The sequence below is a fragment of the Halomonas sp. 113 genome (genome assembly GCF_904067645.1).
Taxonomy (GTDB): domain Bacteria; phylum Pseudomonadota; class Gammaproteobacteria; order Pseudomonadales; family Halomonadaceae; genus Vreelandella; species Vreelandella titanicae.
On the sequence record NZ_LR881453.1, the window covers coordinates 1,608,846 to 1,627,088 of the forward strand.

An 18,243-nucleotide genomic window follows, 5' to 3' on the forward strand; every position below is an offset into this window, starting at 1 on the left:
TTCACTGGAGCTAGTGCCATGCTTACTTTAAGCTATGGCGCTTTATTCCGTTCGATATGGAAAGCTGTCCATCATGCAAGTAGCCCCTACACGTTTTCGGCACCTTCGCGTCGCCATTGTACATGACTGGTTGGTGGTTAATGGTGGGGCTGAAAAAGTGCTCAAAGGGTTGGCAGAAGTCTTCCCACAAGCTGAAATATTCACCTTAGTGCATACGCTTGAGCGCGCTAGCATCCCATGGTTAACCCAGCACCGTATTCATACTAGCGGTCTTCAACGTCTACCCTTCATTAGTCGTTTTTACCGCCATTGTTTACCACTGATGCCCTATGCCATTGAGCAGTTCGACCTGCGCGGCTTTGATCTGGTCATCTCCTCTAGCCACGCAGTGGCAAAAGGCGTGATCACACATCCTGGTCAAACCCATATCTGCTATTGCCATACGCCGATGCGTTACGCCTGGGATATGAAAGAGGCTTACCTGGAAAATAGCCACTTTCGGTTGCCAGGCATGACTGCGTATGTGCGTAAAACGCTTAAGCGCCTGCGCCAATGGGATTACTTTACGGCCACCCAGGTGGATTTCTTTCTAGCTAACTCCCACAACGTCGCACAGCGTATTGCCAAGTATTACCGCCGCGACGCAGATGTGCTCTACCCACCGGTAGACACCGACAGCTTTACATTACATATCGGCCAGAGGGAGCCCTACTACCTGGCGGCATCACGGCTTGTGCCTTATAAACGCATGGATTTGATCATACAAGCCTTTGCCCAGGATCCATTAAAACGCCAACTGAAAGTGGTTGGTGACGGACCTGAGTTTCAGCGCTTAAAACGGCTGGCAGAAGGAAGCCCGCACATTGAGCTTATAGGCTACCTGCAGGGGGAAAAGCTGCATCAGCTTATGCAACGCGCCCAGGCCTTTGTATTCGCTGCTGATGAGGACTTTGGTATCGTGCCACTGGAAGCTCAAGCCTGCGGTACGCCGGTCATTGCTTATGGGCATGGAGGCGCTCTTGAAACTGTCAAAGGTTTGGAGCATCACCAGCAAGCCACCGGTGTTTACTTTACTGAGCAAACTGTAGCGAGCCTAAGCGCGGCTATCGAGGCATTTGAGGCGCACGAATTCTCGCCGCAGGCTTGCCGCCTCCAAGCTGAGGCATTCAGCAATGCCGTGTTTACCCAGCGTCTGGAAACACTCGTGAGTGAAAAGCTCAACTAAACGTCCAAGAAGTACCGCTGAAACGTACCTTATTACCAAGGAGTGACGTGTGATTCAGATTGCCGTCAAACGAGTGCTGCGCCCCGTAGTGAAAAAACTGATCAGCTATCCACTAATTAGGCGCTTGGGGCAGCGCATACTTCAGCCCTTTCCAAAGCTAAAAGGCTGGGTGATTCGTCTAGTCCAGGCAGGTACATTCGGAGGTGGAGTAACGCCAAATCGCACCGAAGGCTATGGAGAACGTCAACAGCGTTTAATGGACGGGTTGGAACAGCGTAGGAAGCCGCATCTGCATGAATAACGATACCCTTTATATAGTTGATGCCCGTAAGAAATCACAGTTCAACCAGCTAGAGGATTGGCTGGCGGCATTATCAGAGGTTTTCACGCCAGATAATCCTGCTGGCAGCGATCACGTTTTGCTGCTTGGTTTTGATGAAGTTAGTCTGGTTGCCTGCCACCGCCATCTGTTTCGCCTCGGCGTGGCGCCTAGAAAGTGTCACACGCTGTTGCCCGACCAGGAAGAAACGCTGGCATCGGTGAGTGCCGCTTTGCCTGATATCGTTGTACAGCATATGATTAATGCGTTGATGCCCTCAGCGGTAATCGATATTGCCACGGGTGAAAGGCGACTGACGCTCGAACTGACGTCTACGCCTTCAAGTATTGATGCTGACAAACCGACACTGGCCTTTATTTCGCCACTGCCGCCTCAAACAACGGGCATCGCCAACTACAGTGCAGAATTACTACCTTATCTAGCCACGCATTTTACTATTACGCTGGTAGTTGATCAGCCCGAAGTAGATCGCGAGCTAAGCAGTGTTTTTGAATGTATCAATGCTGACACTTTTCTGCAGCGAGCTGAATCCTTCGATTACACCCTTTATCAGGTGGGGAATTCACTTTACCATGCCTACCAATTCGGTTTGCTACAGCGGCATCCTGGGATTGTGGTCTTGCACGATTACTTCCTGTTTGATGCTGTTTGGTGGCTTAACGAAAGCGGTTTGAAGCCTGACGCGCTAGTACAGCAGCTTTATATTGATCACGGCTACCCGGCACTGCTGGCACATGCCGAGGCGGCACAAAACGCGCGTGGAGCGGAGCAATACCCAGTGAATGGTATGGTAACTCGCCCAGCAGGTGGTTTGATTTACCACTCCGCCTTTGCCCGCTCATTGGCCGAACGGTGGCAGCAAGGGCAAGCCGGCCCAACGTATTTAATTCCGCATTTACGCCAACTCCCAGCCCCCTTTGACAAGCAGGCTGCTCGCAAGGTGCTGGGAATCGCCAGCAATGAGCGAGTCATTGCCAGTTTCGGCGGCATTAACCCCAAAAAACTGTCCCATCTTTTACTGGACGCCTTTTTAGGTGATCTCGAAGAGAGCGAGCCGCCGTTAGTCAATGCCACGAGCCAGCCGGTGCGACTGGTCTTGGTAGGTGCGCAGCACAGCGGTGAGTACGGCCATACGCTAGCGCGTCGGATTAAGCGCCATCCCTTTGGTTGCCAAGTGACTGTCACTGGCTATGCTTCTCGCCAGGAATACCAGCGTTGGCTGCAAGCCGCCGATATCGCCGTACAGCTACGCACCCAGTCTCGTGGTGAGACATCAGGCGCTATTATTGATGCGATGGCCCATGGACTAGCAGTGATTGCCAACGCCCATGGCAGCAGTGCGGAACTGCCCTCGCAAAGTCATTGGCAGTTGGCCGATGACCCCGAGCAGCAACTGTTAGCACCGCTGCGTCAAGCTCTTTGTCAGCTAATTGCTGATGATGACGAGCGTGAACGGCTGGGACAGGCAGGGCGGGCTTACGTGACCACCATGCTGGCACCAGAGCGGGTGGCCGAGCAGTATCGGCATGCGATTTTGGAGGCACCACTGATCGCGCCCCGTTACCAGTACGAACGATTTCTTGACCAACTGGCAGCGCACGAGCCGCTAAGTGACAAGTTGCAAGAGGCTGAGTCTGCCAAGCGACTAACAAAAGTGCTAAGCGAGGTGGATACCACACCCGATGAAAACGCACCGCGGCTACTGTTTGATGTTAGCACTATTGCCTGGGAAGACCTTAAAACCGGGATTGAGCGCGTTACCCGCCGAGTAGCCGACTATCTTCTTCGTTACCCACCTGCCGGTTGGCGGATAGAGCTGATTCGCTGGGGGGGGGATGATTTCTATCTTGCCCGCGGTTTTGCCAGCCAACACTTAGGACTAGCGCCACCGGGCCCCGATGTGCCAGTAGAAGCACGCCCCGGCGATCGCTATGTGTCCTTGGAGTGGGCGCCGCCGCTACTCAAGCAAGCAGGTCACATTATGCGCCGAATGCGTGCCAGCGGCGTTAGGTTTTATTTTACTGTGCATGATTTACTGCCTTTATCACTGCCTGCATGTTTCCCTGAACATATTCCAGCGACGATGAAGGAATGGTTTACATCGGTCAGTGAGCTGGCAGATGGCATTACTTGTGTCTCTCGCCAAGTAGCCGAGGAAGTTGATGCCGCGCTCGATCGGCAGGGCTTTCAGGAAGGGCAGCGGCCCTGGGTCAAGCACTTCCACCTTGGAGCCGATTTTCAACCACCTACGAGCACGGTATTAAGCACAGCAGAGCAACAATGGTTGCAACCGCTGGCTAGGTGTCGTGGGCCGATCCTATTAATGGTGGGCACCATTGAACCGCGCAAGGGGCATCAACAAGTGCTAGACGCGATGGAGCAATGCTGGGCGGAATGCACTGATATTAATCTGGTGGTGGTGGGCAAGCAAGGCTGGCAGGTAGAAGGCCTGATTCGCCGCATCAAACGGCATCCGAGGCGTGGTCAGCAGCTGTTTTGGGCGGAAGGTGCCAGCGATACGCTGCTGGAAGAGCTCTACCGGCGAAGCGATGTGCTTGTGGCAGCCTCTTACGGTGAAGGGTTTGGGCTGCCACTGATTGAGGCCGCTCGCCAGGGTATTGCTATTTTCGCCCGAGATATTCCGGTTTTCCGCGAGGTCGCGGGTGACTATGCGACTTACTTCGACGCCGATACACCTCAAGCGCTAGCGCAGGCGCTGCAAGATTGGGCTAGTGACTGGCGGGAAGGTCATACGATTGCTTCTGATGGCATGCCTTATCTCGGCTGGCAGCAAAGCAGCGAGCAGTGGTTAGCTGCGGTGCTTGGAGACCAATTATTAACCGAACAATGTTCGTCAGAAAACACAGCGACCTATCCAAGGAGCCATGCCCATGGCATTGCCAGGTAACCGCGAGATGCGTCCGTTATTGAAAAAACGAGTACGTCAAACCCTGAGCTGGTGGCGGCAGCATTTACCACTGATTATTCTGCTAACCCGCCAAGAGCTGGTGGATCGCCACAAAGGCTCGGTGCTGGGACGAATCTGGACGCTGCTCTCACCGCTAATAAATATTTTGGTCTTTGTGCTGATTTTTTCTGCCATTATGGGCGCACGGCTTGAAGGCTTTGGTGCCGAGGTGGAACGCTTCACCTACAGTATCTATCTGATCAGCGGCATTCTCGCCTGGACCGCCTTCGCCAAAAGCCTAAGCACCATAACCAATCTATTTATCGAACGCGCGGGCATGATCACCAAAGTGAATACATCGCTAGCCGCGCTGCCGCTCTCGGTACTATTGGCTGAAATTGTTGTTTACCTGATCAGCATGGGATTCTTCGCGGTATTCCTGCTAATGATCGGTTTTCCCATCGATTGGCACTGGCTGGCAATACCCGTGGTACTCACCCTACAACTGGGATTTACCTATGCGCTCGGCTTTTCGCTGGCAATTCTCGCCGTGTATTTAAAAGATATTCGCGAAGGCGTTGCGGTGTTACTGCCGGTATGGTTCTGGCTAACACCGATTGTTTACGTTGACGACATTATACCTGACTGGGCGCTGGGGCTGATCAGCTTGAATCCCATGTTTCAGTTTATTGATGCCTATCGAGAGCTGATTTTATACCAGCGTCTTCCTGGGGCTACCGGGCTGCTGGCCATGCTAGCGGTAACACTTGTGTTACTGTACGTCGGATTTTGGTTGCTAAAACGCACCGAGCGCGACCTGCGCGACTCGCTTTGACGACGACGCCTATAGCACGTGTACAAGTACTTGAGTTAGCGACGTGTGTTAGCCATGTGTGCTAGCCGCGTGCAGCGTTTCTGGAGATAACAGTGATTGTTGTTAAAGACCTGCATAAATCCTTCAAATTGTTTGCCTCACCGCGCGAACGCTTGAAAGAAGCCCTTACTGGCAAGAGTCACCATACCCAGCATACCGCCTTGGACGGCGTCAGCTTCGAGGTGGCAGAAGGTGAAGTGCTTGGCGTATTGGGACGCAACGGCGCGGGCAAGTCGACGCTGCTAAAACTGCTCACTGGCGTATTGATGCCTGACGCAGGCAGCTTACAGATCGATGGTCGAGTAACCGGGCTTCTAGAGCTTGGTACTGGCTTTAATTCAGAGCTCAGCGGCATCGACAATATCACTATCAATGCACTGATGTTGGGTATGACGCATGGGGACATCGAGCGTCATAGAGACGCCATCATCGAGTTCTGTGAGCTAGGCGAGTATATCCATGAACCACTGCGGACATACTCCTCCGGCATGGTCATGCGGCTAGGCTTTGCCATTGCCATTCACGCCGATCCCGCCTGCTTTTTAGTCGATGAAGCGCTTTCGGTTGGAGATGGCTACTTTCAACAAAAGTGCATTCAGCGTATCCGCCAATTTAAGCAAGAGGGCGGAGCTATAATGTTTGTGTCCCACGACCTCAATGCAGTCAAAGTACTTTGCGACCGTGCGATTGTATTAGAAGGAGGGCGTTTAATTCATAACGGCGACCCGGAAGGTGCTGTTAATCATTACAACCGAATTATGGCCGAGCAGGCAGAAGGCGATGACCTGCGAGAAGGTGAATCCGGTGCCTTCGGTACCCAAGAAGTCGTGGTAACCCACTGCCATGTACAGGGGCAAGATAGCCAAAGCTCAATGCTTGCTAGTGGCGAAACACTGGAAATTCATTTGCGCTTGAAGGCCAGCGCTGCACTTGATGACATCGCCCTTGGAGTACTGTTGCGCGATCGGTACGGGCAGGATGTGTTCGGCCAAAATACCCATCAGCACAAGCAAACGCTGGTCATGAGTGAAGGTGAGGAGCTCGATGTAGTAGTGCGTATTAAGGCCAACATCGCACCCGGCAAGTACACCCTCTCTGCCGCACTTCATTCAAGCGACCACCACCTGGAAAACTGTTACTGGTGGCATGACAGTCTCGATACCTTTGAAGTGGCGGGCTACCGGTTCAGCAAGTTTTCAGGTATGTGTCGCCTAGACTGCGCTTTTGAAATAGGCCGCCAGCATGACAAATGTTGAGCAGGATATAGACACGTTGGTTAAGCGTCTCAAAGATCAAGCGATGTTGGCGGATACACAAGATTCGCTGGCAATTGAAAGCTGGCTCTGGTTATGGCAGCAGCGCCTTGTGCCTATTTTGCAAACACAACAACATCGACTTTACGATCCTCGTGCGCCGCGCCTAGCCGAGCTATTGAGTGCTCATCTAGATGACCAGGCATTTGTCGAACGCGCCTATAGCTTCCTAATGGGGCGTATGCCAGACCAGCAAGGGGCTCGTTATCATAGCGAGCTTGCAGCCCGTGAAGGTCGAGTTGCCACGTTAATGATTCTGCTGCAAGCGACTGAAACCCAAGACTACATAAAGCAGGAGCGGCTAGAGTTGCCCCGTGGACTGCTCCGGCTCAACCGCTGGCATCGGCGGTTAACGGCGCTGTCTGGCGTTTGCCGTAGGGGGTTGTGGGGGTGGAAAGTGATTGTCAACTTACTGTGGCGCCGTTATCAACAACGCTGGAAAGAAGAGGGCGAGTTTTATGATATTTTAGTTCATCAAGGGCAGCGCCGTGAGGAGTATCAAGCGTTAGCTATAACGCTCACTGAAATGGCTGATATACAACAAAAAATGATGACTCTAGGCATTGCACTGCCAGATATTTCACGACCGGGAACATCATTATCACAAGCGGCATCATCGCAAGCAAAGCCACCGATTAAATGGCTAAGCGACGAACAGGCTGCTGCCATGGTTAAACTGTTGCGCGATGCTCTACGAGGGTTAAATGCCAACCACAAGGAAGCACCGTGAAGCTACTCGTGACAGCTAACCATACGCCTTTTATCGCCGGCGGTGCCAACTATCATGTGGAAGGATTAGTGGCGGCGCTAAGGCGTTATGGGCACCAAGTGGAATGCCTGCGCCTACCGTTTCACTATGGCGAAACACAGATTGAACGCCAAATGATGTTTGCTGAGCAACTCGACCTTACTGCTCCAAACGACGTGTTGGTTGATCGTGTTATCAGCCTGCAATTTCCTACCTATGGCTTACACCACCCCGCACATGTGGTTTGGTTAATGCATCAGCACCGCGTTTGCTATGAGCTTTACGACCCCAAACAGGCAAGTCCCGCACTGGCCGCATTAAAACCCCAGGTAGAAGCGTTTGACCGGCGCCACCTTGGTGGGGCCAAGCGCCTGTTTGCCAATTCCCCCCGTGTGGCAGAACGCCTGCACTATTATAACGGCTTAATAGCGGAACCGTTGTACCATCCTCCTCACCAAGCTGAATACTTTACCTGCGGTGATGACTGGGGCTATGCGTTTTACCCTAGCCGACTGGAGCCGCTGAAACGTCAAATGCTATTGATAGAGGCCATGGCGAACACCCGGACGCCCATAAAGTTATTGCTCACCGGTGAAGGCAGTCAGCGTCGCCAGCTTGAAGAACAGATTGAGCGCTTAGGCTTGGGTAACCGAGTGCGGCTATTAGGGCATATTTCCGAGCAGGAGAAGCGCACATTATACGCCCATGCGTTAGCTGTAGCGTTTCCTTCCTTTGATGAAGATTATGGTTATGTCACATTAGAAGCAATGCTAGCCTCCAAGCCCGTCATTACCTGCACTGATAGTGGTGGCCCCACAGCATTTGTTGAGCACGGCGTGACTGGCTGGAAATGCGAACCATGCCCTCAGGCACTCGCTGCGGCGTTGGATGATGCTTATGCACACCGCGCTCAGGCTAAGCAAATGGGTAAGCAAGGTCGTGAGGCCTATTGCGCGAAGAAAATTTCTTGGCATCAAGTTGTCACAAAGCTGGTATACAGTGAATAAATGGGGCGAACAAACGGTTGGGCGCTGAGCTCAAAGCGAGAACTGGATCGGTAGCTCGATACCGCAGCAGTGATTGCGTTGGGTCAGTTATTTGTCAAAAAAAAGCAATAAAACGCCCAGGAAAATTTGACCTAAAGGCTCAAGCAGCTATTTTGATACGAGTTTATTCGCCAGGTTAAAGAGGGCGCCTTCTCAATCTAAGTATTGCAAGAATTGCTCGCATCGCTTTATACTGATTATTAGCGATCAGTGTTCGAAAACGTGGAGTTCAGCAAAAAAACTTCACGAGAGGGTTCTGACACAGCTGGCTTGACGTTAGCGCGAAAACCTAAAACGGGTTCCCTGTAGTAGGTTTTGACGTTGAGTGCTTATTGTAGTAGGTGCTCACACAGGTAGCGGTAGCCTGTGTTGCTTTTGCAACCTTGTCACGGTCATAGCAATTGACTTATCTTGATGTGTGACATTACATTAGGCGTGTTCCAGTTGATGTTAGTAGTGTAGGAGGATCAGCCAATCTGCTTAGTCAGTACGCTGAAAACTATGCTATTTAAGGAACCTAAAAATACCTTGAGCGCTCAAGGTGATAAGAGCCGCCTTTGTAGGTGGTATCTTTCTTAAGCAAGGAGACTATAGTCCCATGGCAACACAAGAGAATTTGAATCTGGCTCAACAATTATACGTAGCCTTACGTAGCCTATTATGGCCGCCCTGCTGATGCAGAGGGTCTAGAGTTCTGGGCAGAGGAAATTGAAGCCCGCGGCGCGCAAGCAGTTGTTGGTGCTTTCGGTACTTCCGAAGAGTACACCACTCGTTTTGGCGACCTTGAAAACGAAGAACTGGTAAACGGCATTTATCAGCAGTCTTTTGGTCGTGATGCTGACGCTGAAGGCCTTGCTTTCTACGTAGAGAAGTTGGAAAGCGGTGAGCAAGATTTGGCGAGCATTGCATTAACCATCGTCCAGAATGCAACCAACACTGATGAGCCAGATGCCGATACGCTGGCAAATAAAGTTGCTGCAGCCGATCTCTATACCGAAGCGGCAGGTGATGATCAGTCGGGCACCGCAGCTGATAACTATGCTGCTGAATTCCTAGCCGGAATTGACGCTAGCACTGACCTTGGCGAGTTGGACATCGCTGAAGTTGTTGCAGGTATTCCTCAGCCGACTGAACCTGAAGAGCCGACTGAGCCTTCTAATCCTGGCGAAACGTTCGTTCTGACTGAAGGTCGTGACGTTGTCACTGGTACTGACGCAGATGACACCTTTGTGGGTCTCGTTGGTCAAAACCAGAACGGTGCCGTTTCCAACGCACTGTCTACTGGTGACATTCTTGACGGCGGTGCTGGTCGCGACAAGATCGAAGCTAGCCTGATTAACGATCAAAAAGTTGATGCAGGAAATCCAGATACCCTTTACGTTGCACCGCGCACCACTAATGTTGAAGAGACTCACATTGAGGCGCTCAATGGTGTGACTCTGGATGCTGGTCGTATGGATAGCGTTGAAGAGTTCTGGTCCGACAACAGTGATCGTGAAGGCCTCTTCATTGATGACGTGCGTCTGGGTAGCAAACTGTCCGTCACCAAAGACATCACCTTCGGTATGCGCAGTGTTGACACTGATTCCGACCTGCGTGCCGCGTTCGATACCAACTCGCTGACCAAAGAAGGTCCTCAGCAGAGCAACTCTCAGTTGATGGTTCGCGTTGCTGACGTAACCACCGCAACACCTGAGACGCCGCTGGCTAACGTTGAACTGACTATCGGCTTTAGCGTTGATGGTGAAAACTACGTTCTAGAAGACGTGCGCTCTACTGACGGCACTTATGCTGGCTTGCAAGAAGCGGTTAAAGCACAGTTGGACGAGCTGGGTCTTAACGGCTACAACGTTGAACTGGCTAACCCTTACAACCAAGTAACCGTTGCCGGTAACACTGTGAACCTGCCGTTCACTGCCCAGGAAATCCTGGTTACCGATCCGGAAGGTAACGCTTTCTCTAACGTTAGCTTCGACTACAACAGCGTTGAGTCTGTTGACGATGAATTCCTGGTAGCCGGTACTGCTCAGCCGGTTGAGCCGGACGTCAGCACTACCTTGATCGAAACCAATCTGATTCTCGACAACGCTGGTCGTGGCTCCACAGCTGGCGATGCCATCATCGGTGGTATGTCCAACTCTCAGAAAGTTATCGAGAAGCTGAACCTGGAAGTTGATCGTAGCAGCAAGGTAGACAATGTTCTTACTGCTCACGGCATGACTGCAACTGGTCAATCTGAGCTTGTTGCTTTCGAACAGATCGAAGTAACTTCTGGTGCTGCTGAAGGCGACCTGTCTATCGAAAACGTAGGCAATGTCTACAACTTCGACGCTACTGCTTTTGCAGGCGAGAACCTTTCTGTAGCTGGTCAAGCAGGTTTGGATTCAACTGCTAATGACTGGGCGCCGAACGCTGAAAACAAGGCTCACGTCTATAACACCAGTGCCAGTAACGACAGCATCACTGTAGATTACTCCCTCGACAAAGCTGCTGAGTTCAACGGCTTCTCACTGGGTATTAATACAGGTGCGGGTAACGATACTGTTCACACCATTGCTCAAGGCGCTGACGACTTCAGCCTGCCTAACCAGCAAGATCTGCAACACAACGTTGTGGTCAACACTGGTGAAGGCGATGACGTTGTTTGGACTGAAGGCGCAGGCGGTGTATTGATCAGCACTGGTGCTGGCAACGACACCATCTACAGCGACAACAGCGGTTTGTCTCAAATGAACAGCGATTTGGGTGCCACTTGGTTGGTTAACACTCAGAACACTGCATTTGATGACCTGCGCGGCAACGCGGCTGGCCTCTCCTCTGGTCAAACCACACCTGCTGGCAACGATATTCCTGCTGTACTTTACGGCGCTCAGCTGACTGTAACACTGGCCGGTGCTAGCCTTGGTGGTGCAGTAACTTCTGCTGCAGCTGATTCTTTCGACAATGGTTTCGAAGGTATCATCAACCTGAACGATATCCTGGGTGACCGCGTCTTCGGTGATCAGCGTGATATCAATGCTGCAATTGCACAGGTTGTTAACAACCATAAAGTGCTTAGCAAGCTGCTGGTTGCTGAAAACGGCCCAGACAACAGCCTCGTGATCCGTTCACAGGTTGATGGCCAGTTTGAAGCCGATGATCTGCAAATCACCTTGTCACCTGCTGGCGTAAGCGGCATGAGTGATTCGGCTAAAGGTCGTCTCGAGTCTGCCATCCGTGAAGAGTCTAATGACTCTAACTTCGACGGCACTGACGCTAACCTGCAAGCCGTATTGAATGGCTCTACCAGCGCTGCTCACGGTATTAACGGTATCGGTACTGGTGGTGGCGTTCAGGCTGACACCTATACTGGTACAGCCTCTACTGCTGACAACACCGGCAACGAAATCAATGCTGGTTCTGGCGGCGATGTTATCGTTCTGTCAACTAACGATGTCAGCAACGAAACCATCGTATTTGAAGATAACTTCGATCGTAACACCGTTGTTAACTTCGACGCCGACGGCACTAGCACTGGCGCTGATACTCTGGACTTCACTGCCTACTTAGGCAACGAAGAATTCCAGGGCAGCACTTCTGCAGAGTCGCGTGATACGTTCCCGACAACTGGCGTTAACGGTGGAACTACCGTTACTGCTAACAACGTTATCACCATCAACGACTTTGCTGCTGGTACTGGTAATGCTGCAGATGAGACTTGGGGTGGCTTGACAGCAGAAAATCTGTTGGCTGCTATCCAAAACGGCAACAACGCTGGTTACGGCAGCATCGTCGACGGTACTCTCGACGTATCTGCCAATGTAGCTGACCTTGTTGGCAATACCGTTAAATCTGTAGTGATGATCGAGAACGATAACAACGCTGGTGAATACAAAGTGTTCGAACTGACCGGTTCTGGTGTCAACGACGCCAATACCGCCAACGAGTTCACTGATGCGTCGCTGGTTGGTATCGTTGATTTCGGTAACGAAATCGATGCTTCTGCTGTTAACCTTGCGTAATAGCGGACGCACTCCAGGTGTCGGTCTTGTACCGACATCTGGTTCCTAAACGTTATATCTTTGTTGATATACGTATGGGATAAACTGAACCCCGATCCTTGGATCGGGGTTTTCTTGTAAAGGAGATAGCATGTCAAATTGGATTACTTTATCGCGTCAACAGCATGCATCCATGCGTTATTCGCCGCGCCAGAACTATCGGTTCACCGCGGATCAGGCAGTAGCACCGGTTCTGGCAGGAGAACTGCGACAGGCTTTGACGCAGTTCGTTATGGGTTTTATTAAGCGTGAAGAGCGCTATCATCTTGTTGCGTTGCTTGGTCGAGCAGCGCATTCACACCACTATATCCACCCCGAGGATGGTCGTTGGCTAGGGACGTATGTTCCCGCCCATTTTCGTGGTTATCCTTTTGCAGTAGCGAGGCGGCAGGACTCAGATGAAATGGTGCTGCAAGTCCATGTTGATCATCTGTTACAACAGGGGGGAGAGCCACTGTTCGATGAGCAGGGAGAGCTGACAGAGACGGTAAGGCGGCAGCTCGACTTCGTTGGTGAGTGCGCTAAGAACCGTCGCCTTACTGACACTGCCTGCCAGACACTTGCTGAGCAGGGCATCTTGAAGCCATGGCAAGCTACTGAAGATGGGCCAGGCATTAAAGGGCTTTATAAAGTCGAAGAGGAGGCCCTGAATAGATTGACAGCGCAGCAGTTGCATCAACTGCAAGGAGTGCCTTTGGCGGTAGCCTATGGTCAGATGTTTTCCATGGCGCAGCATGACCAGTTGGCACAGCGTGCTGCACTGCATGCCAAAATAGGCGTGACTGAATCAGTCGATGAATTATTTGCAGACGATAGCGATGATCTGCAATTCGATTTTGGTTAGTAATTTAATTGTATGCGCTTGTTTCTACATTGTTTGAGTTTACTTATTAGATATTCAAACAATGTATGCTATACAGCTAACGTTTTGTCAATTATAGACACGCAAAGATACAATGTTGGTAATGCCCAGTACGGGATAACAGCATAATTGGGTTGCGGTGAATAATTAAGCTCATTCCGAGAATATCAGAAAAAATTTTATTGGCTTTTAACGAAAAGTTATGAGGCGGCATCTCGCAGCGTAGAAAATATTCTTAGCAGTCCAATGTTGCTTTATAAGGTAAGCCATTACTGGCTTGTTAAAGAGGTTTATCCATGACCCGTTATGTTGGTACTGATAGCAATACCTTTCCTTTCTCAGCCGTGGCTTACTTAGAAGCTACCTTTCATGATGGTACACGGGTCTCAGGCTCGGGTACGTTGGTCGGCCGTAACGATGTGCTGACGGCTGCCCATGTGCTTTATGATCCCATACTGGGGGCTGCTACTGATGTAGAGGTGGAGTTTGGCCGCGATGGTGGGGCACGCCCTTATGGCACCTTTCAGGCGGCTGGGCTCAATTATTATGAGCTAGATGTTGAAGAGCCTGGGTTTCTGTCGCCGTCCGAAAGCGAGTATGACCTTGCTTTAGTATCGTTAGGTGATGCCATTGGTGATGATATTGGTTGGTTTTCATTGGGGGATTATGCCTCTGGAGAGACCTATCGTGTGACAGGTTATCCCGGTGTCTATCGTGATGCCAGTGGCCCAAGGCTCATGGAAGACAATAGCGCCACAACACTTATGTCTGGTTATGACTTAATAGACCTCAAAAACTTTGAAATTAATCCAGGTAATAGCGGTGGGCCAGTATGGTACTCATCAAGTGACGGCCCAGTGGTAGTAGGCGCCGTTTCTACTGATGAATGGGCGGCTGATGTGAGTGCTCACTTAGCAACGCTTGATCAATGGATTAAAGGCAATGACGGCTTGATTTCTCCATTGCCAAGCCAAGACGCTGAGGATAGCGCGTCTTATGTGGAGACGTTTGAATCCCTGCTAGCTGCAGCGGGTTGGGAGTGGTCTGAGACGCTTGATCAAGCGCTGCAAAGTCGAGATGAGCTACTTCGCTACCCTGGTTTAGAAAGCACTATCGATCCAGTGCTACGACTCTATACAGGTCTGCTAGGGCGAGAGCCGGATAAAGAAGGTGTTGAGTATTGGGTATCACAATTCAATGCGGGGAGTAGTTTACGCGTTTTGGCGGATAGCTTTGTGGTATCGGAAGAGTTTACCTACTTGGCAGACCAGCTAGGCGGTGGAACGCAGGAGCGTATTGAGGCGCTTTATAACAGTGTCCTTGGCCGCGGTTCGGATTCAGCGGGGCAGGCATACTGGTTAGAACAGCTCGCAGGGGGGCAAGTAGAGCTGGCAGACATTGCGTTAGCGTTTACCAACTCGGCAGAGTATGTGACCAGTAGCTACTCTCTGGTTCAGGGGGCAAAGCTGTTAATGTGGGGCGTTGATTTGCAGGCTTTAGACCTAGAAGCGCTTGGGTTTGACAGTCGGCCGACGGCAGCTGAAGAGGAATTGGCTACTGCATTGGTACGCTTGTATACCGGTGTGCTAGGGAGAGAACCTGATGAGGAAGGCTTCGACTATTGGCTTGAAGCGTTAGCAGGTGGCAAATCACTTACGTCCACCGCTGCCGACTTCTTTGCAAGCAGTGAGTTTTTGGATAGCCAAACTGAGACGACGTCAGAGGTGCTGATCGACTCCCTCTATGAGGAGGTTTTAGGACGTGCCCCGGATGCAGAGGGAGCCGTCTATTGGCAGACGCAACTACAAAAAGAGGCATTTGATGGGGGGGATTTGGTGTTAGCGTTTACGAATTCTGATGAATACATCAATGCAACTCAAGCTAATGTTGATGCATACGTTCAACAGCATTACGAGCAGGGTCTTATTGGGGTGCCGGAAGATATCGAGACATACCTACTGGGCTAGAAAGCATAGCGACTGAATGAATCCGACTGACTAACGCCAGAGGCGCAGGACGAATCTTTTTACCGTGCTGATTGAATTGAGTACAATGCCGCGTTGATTTTAAGCGACGAGATTGGGAAGTGATGGCGAAATTACCGAAAAGCATCGTTATTGAAGGGCGTCGCTACCCCACGTGGGCATTAAGTGCCAAAGCGCGAAAACAGCTGGTAAATTTAGGCCTTGTAGATGCGCACATTGCAGAGCTCCATCAACGGCTGGCGCATCACCATGTCGCTCGCAAGCATTATCAATTACTGTTGGCAAGCGCGTTGCCAGATCCTCAGCGACAGCCTTCGGCATCCGAATCCCCCCGATACTTCTGGCAAAGCGTTTCAAAAGAATGGGCGCAAAAGCATTGGCCCATCAGAATGGCTACATTTCGCCTGAGCGATTTTGAATCGACTAACCATTACCGGCAAGATGATCGAGTACTATGCTACGTGAAAGGTCATGGGGTAGTGGGTTGGGGAGTGGTTGAGGAGGACACTCACTCAACCAAAAGGCATTTGGTCTGGCAAGTCGGCGTGCCAACGCTGGATGCCGCACTGCCTGCTAAAACGCTAAAAGAATTTTCGCTACGCCACCCTAGTCGCCCATCTCAGGCGTTGCCAGCTACGGCCGATATTGATGGGCTGTTGACAGCGCTTGATACCAAAGCAGCGTAGTAGAAGATTTGTTAGGTGCACACCGCTTCGACATTTATGCGCGTAGCTGCAATAATTCACCGCTAATTTGTATTACCCTAAGGAGCTTTGTATGGCGAAGGATAAAGCACAAACCGTTACTATCGACGGCAGTGAATTCAATGTGTCAGATCTATCTGAAAATGCACGTAATCAGCTACTCAACCTGCGCGTGACTGATCAAGAAATTCAACGTTTGAATCAGCAGTTAGCTATCGCCCAAACGGCTCGTACAGCCTACGCGCGTGCGCTAAAAGATGAGCTTCCTGAGCAAAAGACGCATTAAAAGAAGATATTGGTCAGGTATGGCCATCTTGATCTACAAGCCAGTCAGCTAATGTTGACTGGCTTTTTTATTGTGCTTCTGGGTAGGTGGAAGCCAGCCATACTGTAATGAAAAAGAGGATAGAAATACTCGTGCTGGAGCATAGAGGTCTCTGACGATGACTTAGCCAGCACATAAGCCCAGGGTGAATATTGACAAATAGGGTGCTTGTCTCTATTCCTTAAAGGGGTGTGAAAAGGATGGCTGTCACTTTCAGCCTTCTGCGTGAAAAATATAAAGGTGCTTAGTAAAGTGCTGTGACTAGCGGTAGCTGCCTATTTTCGGCTTCGCTAATGACGCTCCACCGGCGATACAGGGAACGATATGTAGTGATGCCTGGAGGCATTAATGATGACAATTCTTTCCTTTGAAAAAAATCTACAAACGCTTTACTTAGGTATCCTAGGCCGTGCGGCTGACCCAGAAGGGTTTAATTACTGGCTAGAACAGGTCGAAAGTGGTTCTGTAGATTTAGACGGCGTCATGTCTCTCATGCTGCAGTCTGATGAGTACCAAGCGAGGCGCACTGAACTGGCAGAACTGGAAGATAACGGCTGGGTTAACGAAGTTTATCAAAGCCTGTTTGCTCGTGAGGCCGAGGCCGAAGGCATTGAATACTGGGTAGAGCAGGCCAGCTCCGGCCAGTCACCGCAAGCGTTATTACAGGGTTTTATGGCAGGCGCTAGCCCGACAGATGCAGAGGCGCTCGAGGCCTATGCCTCTATTGCTAATTTTTATTCGTCCAGTGTTGATGCTGATAGTTACGATGCAGAACGCCCTCTTGTGCAGGATGGCTTTCGCAGCAACGAACAGCTTTATCAAGACCTGGAAGCGCTAGATGCCATCTATGATACGTTGAGCTTAGAGCAGGTTGGTGAGTCGCTGGAAGGCAGGCCCTTATATAGTGCCACGGTAGGCGAAGGGGCGCGCCAATTAATGATCGTGACCCAACAGCATGGTGATGAACCAACTGGGACAGAGGCGGCCATGCATTTTCTAGAGTGGCTGAGCGGTGACAGTGAAGCTGCTCAAGCATTGCGTGAGCAAGTGACGTTAACCGTGATGCCACGAGTAAACCCTGACGGTTTTGAGCGCTGGGAGGGGCTCGTTGCAGGTGAACTAGATCCTGAAACAACCATCGATCCCCGTCGTAACTCCGAAGACATTGACCTTAACCGTACCTGGGATTCTAGTGAAGTTATTGATGCATCATTAATCCCAGAAACCACCGCTGTTAGGCAGGTGGTCGAAGCGACTCAACCTGAATTAATTCTTGATTACCATAACCAAAATAACTACATCAACGAGTCAGGCAAGCTCGACACTATGTCAATCTTGTGGCCAACCAATGATGACGTCGATCCCACCATTACCGCAACAGCACAGCAAGCGGCGGTAGCTATATCACAAGGGCTCGATGATTTTGATTATGGCTACTTGTCACTGTTTCCCGGTGGAGACACGCCACAAATAGCACGCAATGGAATTGCTATTGATGGTGTGCCTGCGCTCCTCATTGAGCAACGGGGCCTGGAAGAGCTGAGCTTAAAAGCGCTGGAAGGGCTAGAGCTAGATTTTGATGCGGTTTCTAGTGCCATAGTACTTGAGGGCGTACTGAGTATGCTAGGCGTTGTAGAGGCTATGGGGCAAAACAGTTTTGATAGCATTGATCCTGCTTTGGCAACACTGATACCTGAGCGCGGTGAGCGAATTGAATTTGACGAGATTTACGCTGAAGAGATCGAATGGGCAGGCGAGGGTGAAGAGTCTCAAGGCGAGATAGTCGCAGGGCTGGATACACTGATGGAAAGTACGCCCATTATTGGCACCTCTGAGCCTCTTCAACAAGAATTGCTAGTGGCTTAAGGATAGA

13 protein-coding genes are annotated in these 18,243 nt (G+C 50.9%); all 13 read left to right on the forward strand.

From position 1 onward, the window contains the following. Nucleotides 1-73 precede the first annotated feature (73 nt). The 13 genes from YERSI8AC_RS07705 to YERSI8AC_RS07765 all read left to right on the forward strand — a co-directional run bounded on the left by YERSI8AC_RS07705 (nt 74) and on the right by YERSI8AC_RS07765 (nt 18,236). Nucleotides 74-1,225: a glycosyltransferase gene (locus tag YERSI8AC_RS07705; RefSeq protein ID WP_223827985.1), complete on the forward strand. Its 1,152-nt coding sequence runs from the start codon at nt 74-76 to the stop codon at nt 1,223-1,225. 49 nt (nt 1,226-1,274) lie between these two features. Beyond that, complete coding sequence (locus YERSI8AC_RS07710; protein ID WP_022519993.1) at nt 1,275-1,526, forward strand: hypothetical protein; 252 nt, start codon at nt 1,275-1,277, stop codon at nt 1,524-1,526. Continuing rightward, nucleotides 1,519-4,473, forward strand: coding sequence for a glycosyltransferase (locus YERSI8AC_RS07715; protein WP_159176463.1), 2,955 nt, complete (start codon nt 1,519-1,521; stop codon nt 4,471-4,473). The genes YERSI8AC_RS07710 and YERSI8AC_RS07715 overlap by 8 nt, the downstream gene beginning before the upstream one ends. Further along, nucleotides 4,457-5,308: an ABC transporter permease gene (locus YERSI8AC_RS07720; RefSeq protein ID WP_159176464.1), complete on the forward strand. Its 852-nt coding sequence runs from the start codon at nt 4,457-4,459 to the stop codon at nt 5,306-5,308. Before YERSI8AC_RS07715 ends, YERSI8AC_RS07720 begins: the two co-directional genes overlap by 17 nt. Nucleotides 5,309-5,400: 92 nt before the next feature. Then, nucleotides 5,401-6,603, forward strand: a complete 1,203-nt coding sequence (locus YERSI8AC_RS07725) for an ABC transporter ATP-binding protein (RefSeq protein ID WP_009288099.1) — start codon at nt 5,401-5,403, stop codon at nt 6,601-6,603. Further along, nucleotides 6,590-7,390 carry a hypothetical protein gene (locus YERSI8AC_RS07730; protein ID WP_159176465.1) on the forward strand — a complete coding sequence of 267 codons (801 nt, stop codon included), beginning with the start codon at nt 6,590-6,592 and terminating at the stop codon, nt 7,388-7,390. Before YERSI8AC_RS07725 ends, YERSI8AC_RS07730 begins: the two co-directional genes overlap by 14 nt. Then, complete coding sequence (locus YERSI8AC_RS07735) at nt 7,387-8,415, forward strand: glycosyltransferase family 4 protein (RefSeq protein ID WP_159176466.1); 1,029 nt, start codon at nt 7,387-7,389, stop codon at nt 8,413-8,415. Before YERSI8AC_RS07730 ends, YERSI8AC_RS07735 begins: the two co-directional genes overlap by 4 nt. A gap of 746 nt (nt 8,416-9,161) precedes the next feature. After that, complete coding sequence (locus YERSI8AC_RS07740) at nt 9,162-12,455, forward strand: DUF4214 domain-containing protein (protein WP_201521601.1); 3,294 nt, start codon at nt 9,162-9,164, stop codon at nt 12,453-12,455. Nucleotides 12,456-12,585: 130 nt separating this feature from the next. Then, nucleotides 12,586-13,338, forward strand: a complete 753-nt coding sequence (locus tag YERSI8AC_RS07745) for a SapC family protein (protein WP_159176469.1) — start codon at nt 12,586-12,588, stop codon at nt 13,336-13,338. 314 nt (nt 13,339-13,652) lie between these two features. Further along, nucleotides 13,653-15,323 carry a DUF4214 domain-containing protein gene (locus YERSI8AC_RS07750; protein WP_159176470.1) on the forward strand — a complete coding sequence of 557 codons (1,671 nt, stop codon included), beginning with the start codon at nt 13,653-13,655 and terminating at the stop codon, nt 15,321-15,323. A gap of 407 nt (nt 15,324-15,730) precedes the next feature. Then, nucleotides 15,731-16,027 (forward strand): hypothetical protein, encoded by a 297-nt coding sequence (locus tag YERSI8AC_RS07755; protein WP_159176471.1) that lies wholly within the window; start codon nt 15,731-15,733, stop codon nt 16,025-16,027. Between the two features lie 91 nt (nt 16,028-16,118). After that, nucleotides 16,119-16,331, forward strand: a complete 213-nt coding sequence (locus YERSI8AC_RS07760; protein WP_022519984.1) for a DUF6447 family protein — start codon at nt 16,119-16,121, stop codon at nt 16,329-16,331. Nucleotides 16,332-16,718: 387 nt separating this feature from the next. After that, nucleotides 16,719-18,236 carry a M14 family zinc carboxypeptidase gene (locus YERSI8AC_RS07765; RefSeq protein WP_159176472.1) on the forward strand — a complete coding sequence of 506 codons (1,518 nt, stop codon included), beginning with the start codon at nt 16,719-16,721 and terminating at the stop codon, nt 18,234-18,236. The last annotated feature ends 7 nt before the right edge of the window (nt 18,237-18,243 follow it).

Coding starts and splice junctions, on each gene's coding strand:
- YERSI8AC_RS07705 (WP_223827985.1), top strand. CDS start 74: ATGCAAGTAGCCCCTACACGTTTTCGGCACCTTCGCGTCGCCATTGTA.
- YERSI8AC_RS07715 (WP_159176463.1), top strand. CDS start 1,519: ATGAATAACGATACCCTTTATATAGTTGATGCCCGTAAGAAATCACAG.
- YERSI8AC_RS07720 (WP_159176464.1), top strand. CDS start 4,457: ATGGCATTGCCAGGTAACCGCGAGATGCGTCCGTTATTGAAAAAACGA.
- YERSI8AC_RS07730 (WP_159176465.1), top strand. CDS start 6,590: ATGACAAATGTTGAGCAGGATATAGACACGTTGGTTAAGCGTCTCAAA.
- YERSI8AC_RS07745 (WP_159176469.1), top strand. CDS start 12,586: ATGTCAAATTGGATTACTTTATCGCGTCAACAGCATGCATCCATGCGT.
- YERSI8AC_RS07750 (WP_159176470.1), top strand. CDS start 13,653: ATGACCCGTTATGTTGGTACTGATAGCAATACCTTTCCTTTCTCAGCC.
- YERSI8AC_RS07755 (WP_159176471.1), top strand. CDS start 15,731: ATGGCTACATTTCGCCTGAGCGATTTTGAATCGACTAACCATTACCGG.
- YERSI8AC_RS07760 (WP_022519984.1), top strand. CDS start 16,119: ATGGCGAAGGATAAAGCACAAACCGTTACTATCGACGGCAGTGAATTC.
- YERSI8AC_RS07765 (WP_159176472.1), top strand. CDS start 16,719: ATGATGACAATTCTTTCCTTTGAAAAAAATCTACAAACGCTTTACTTA.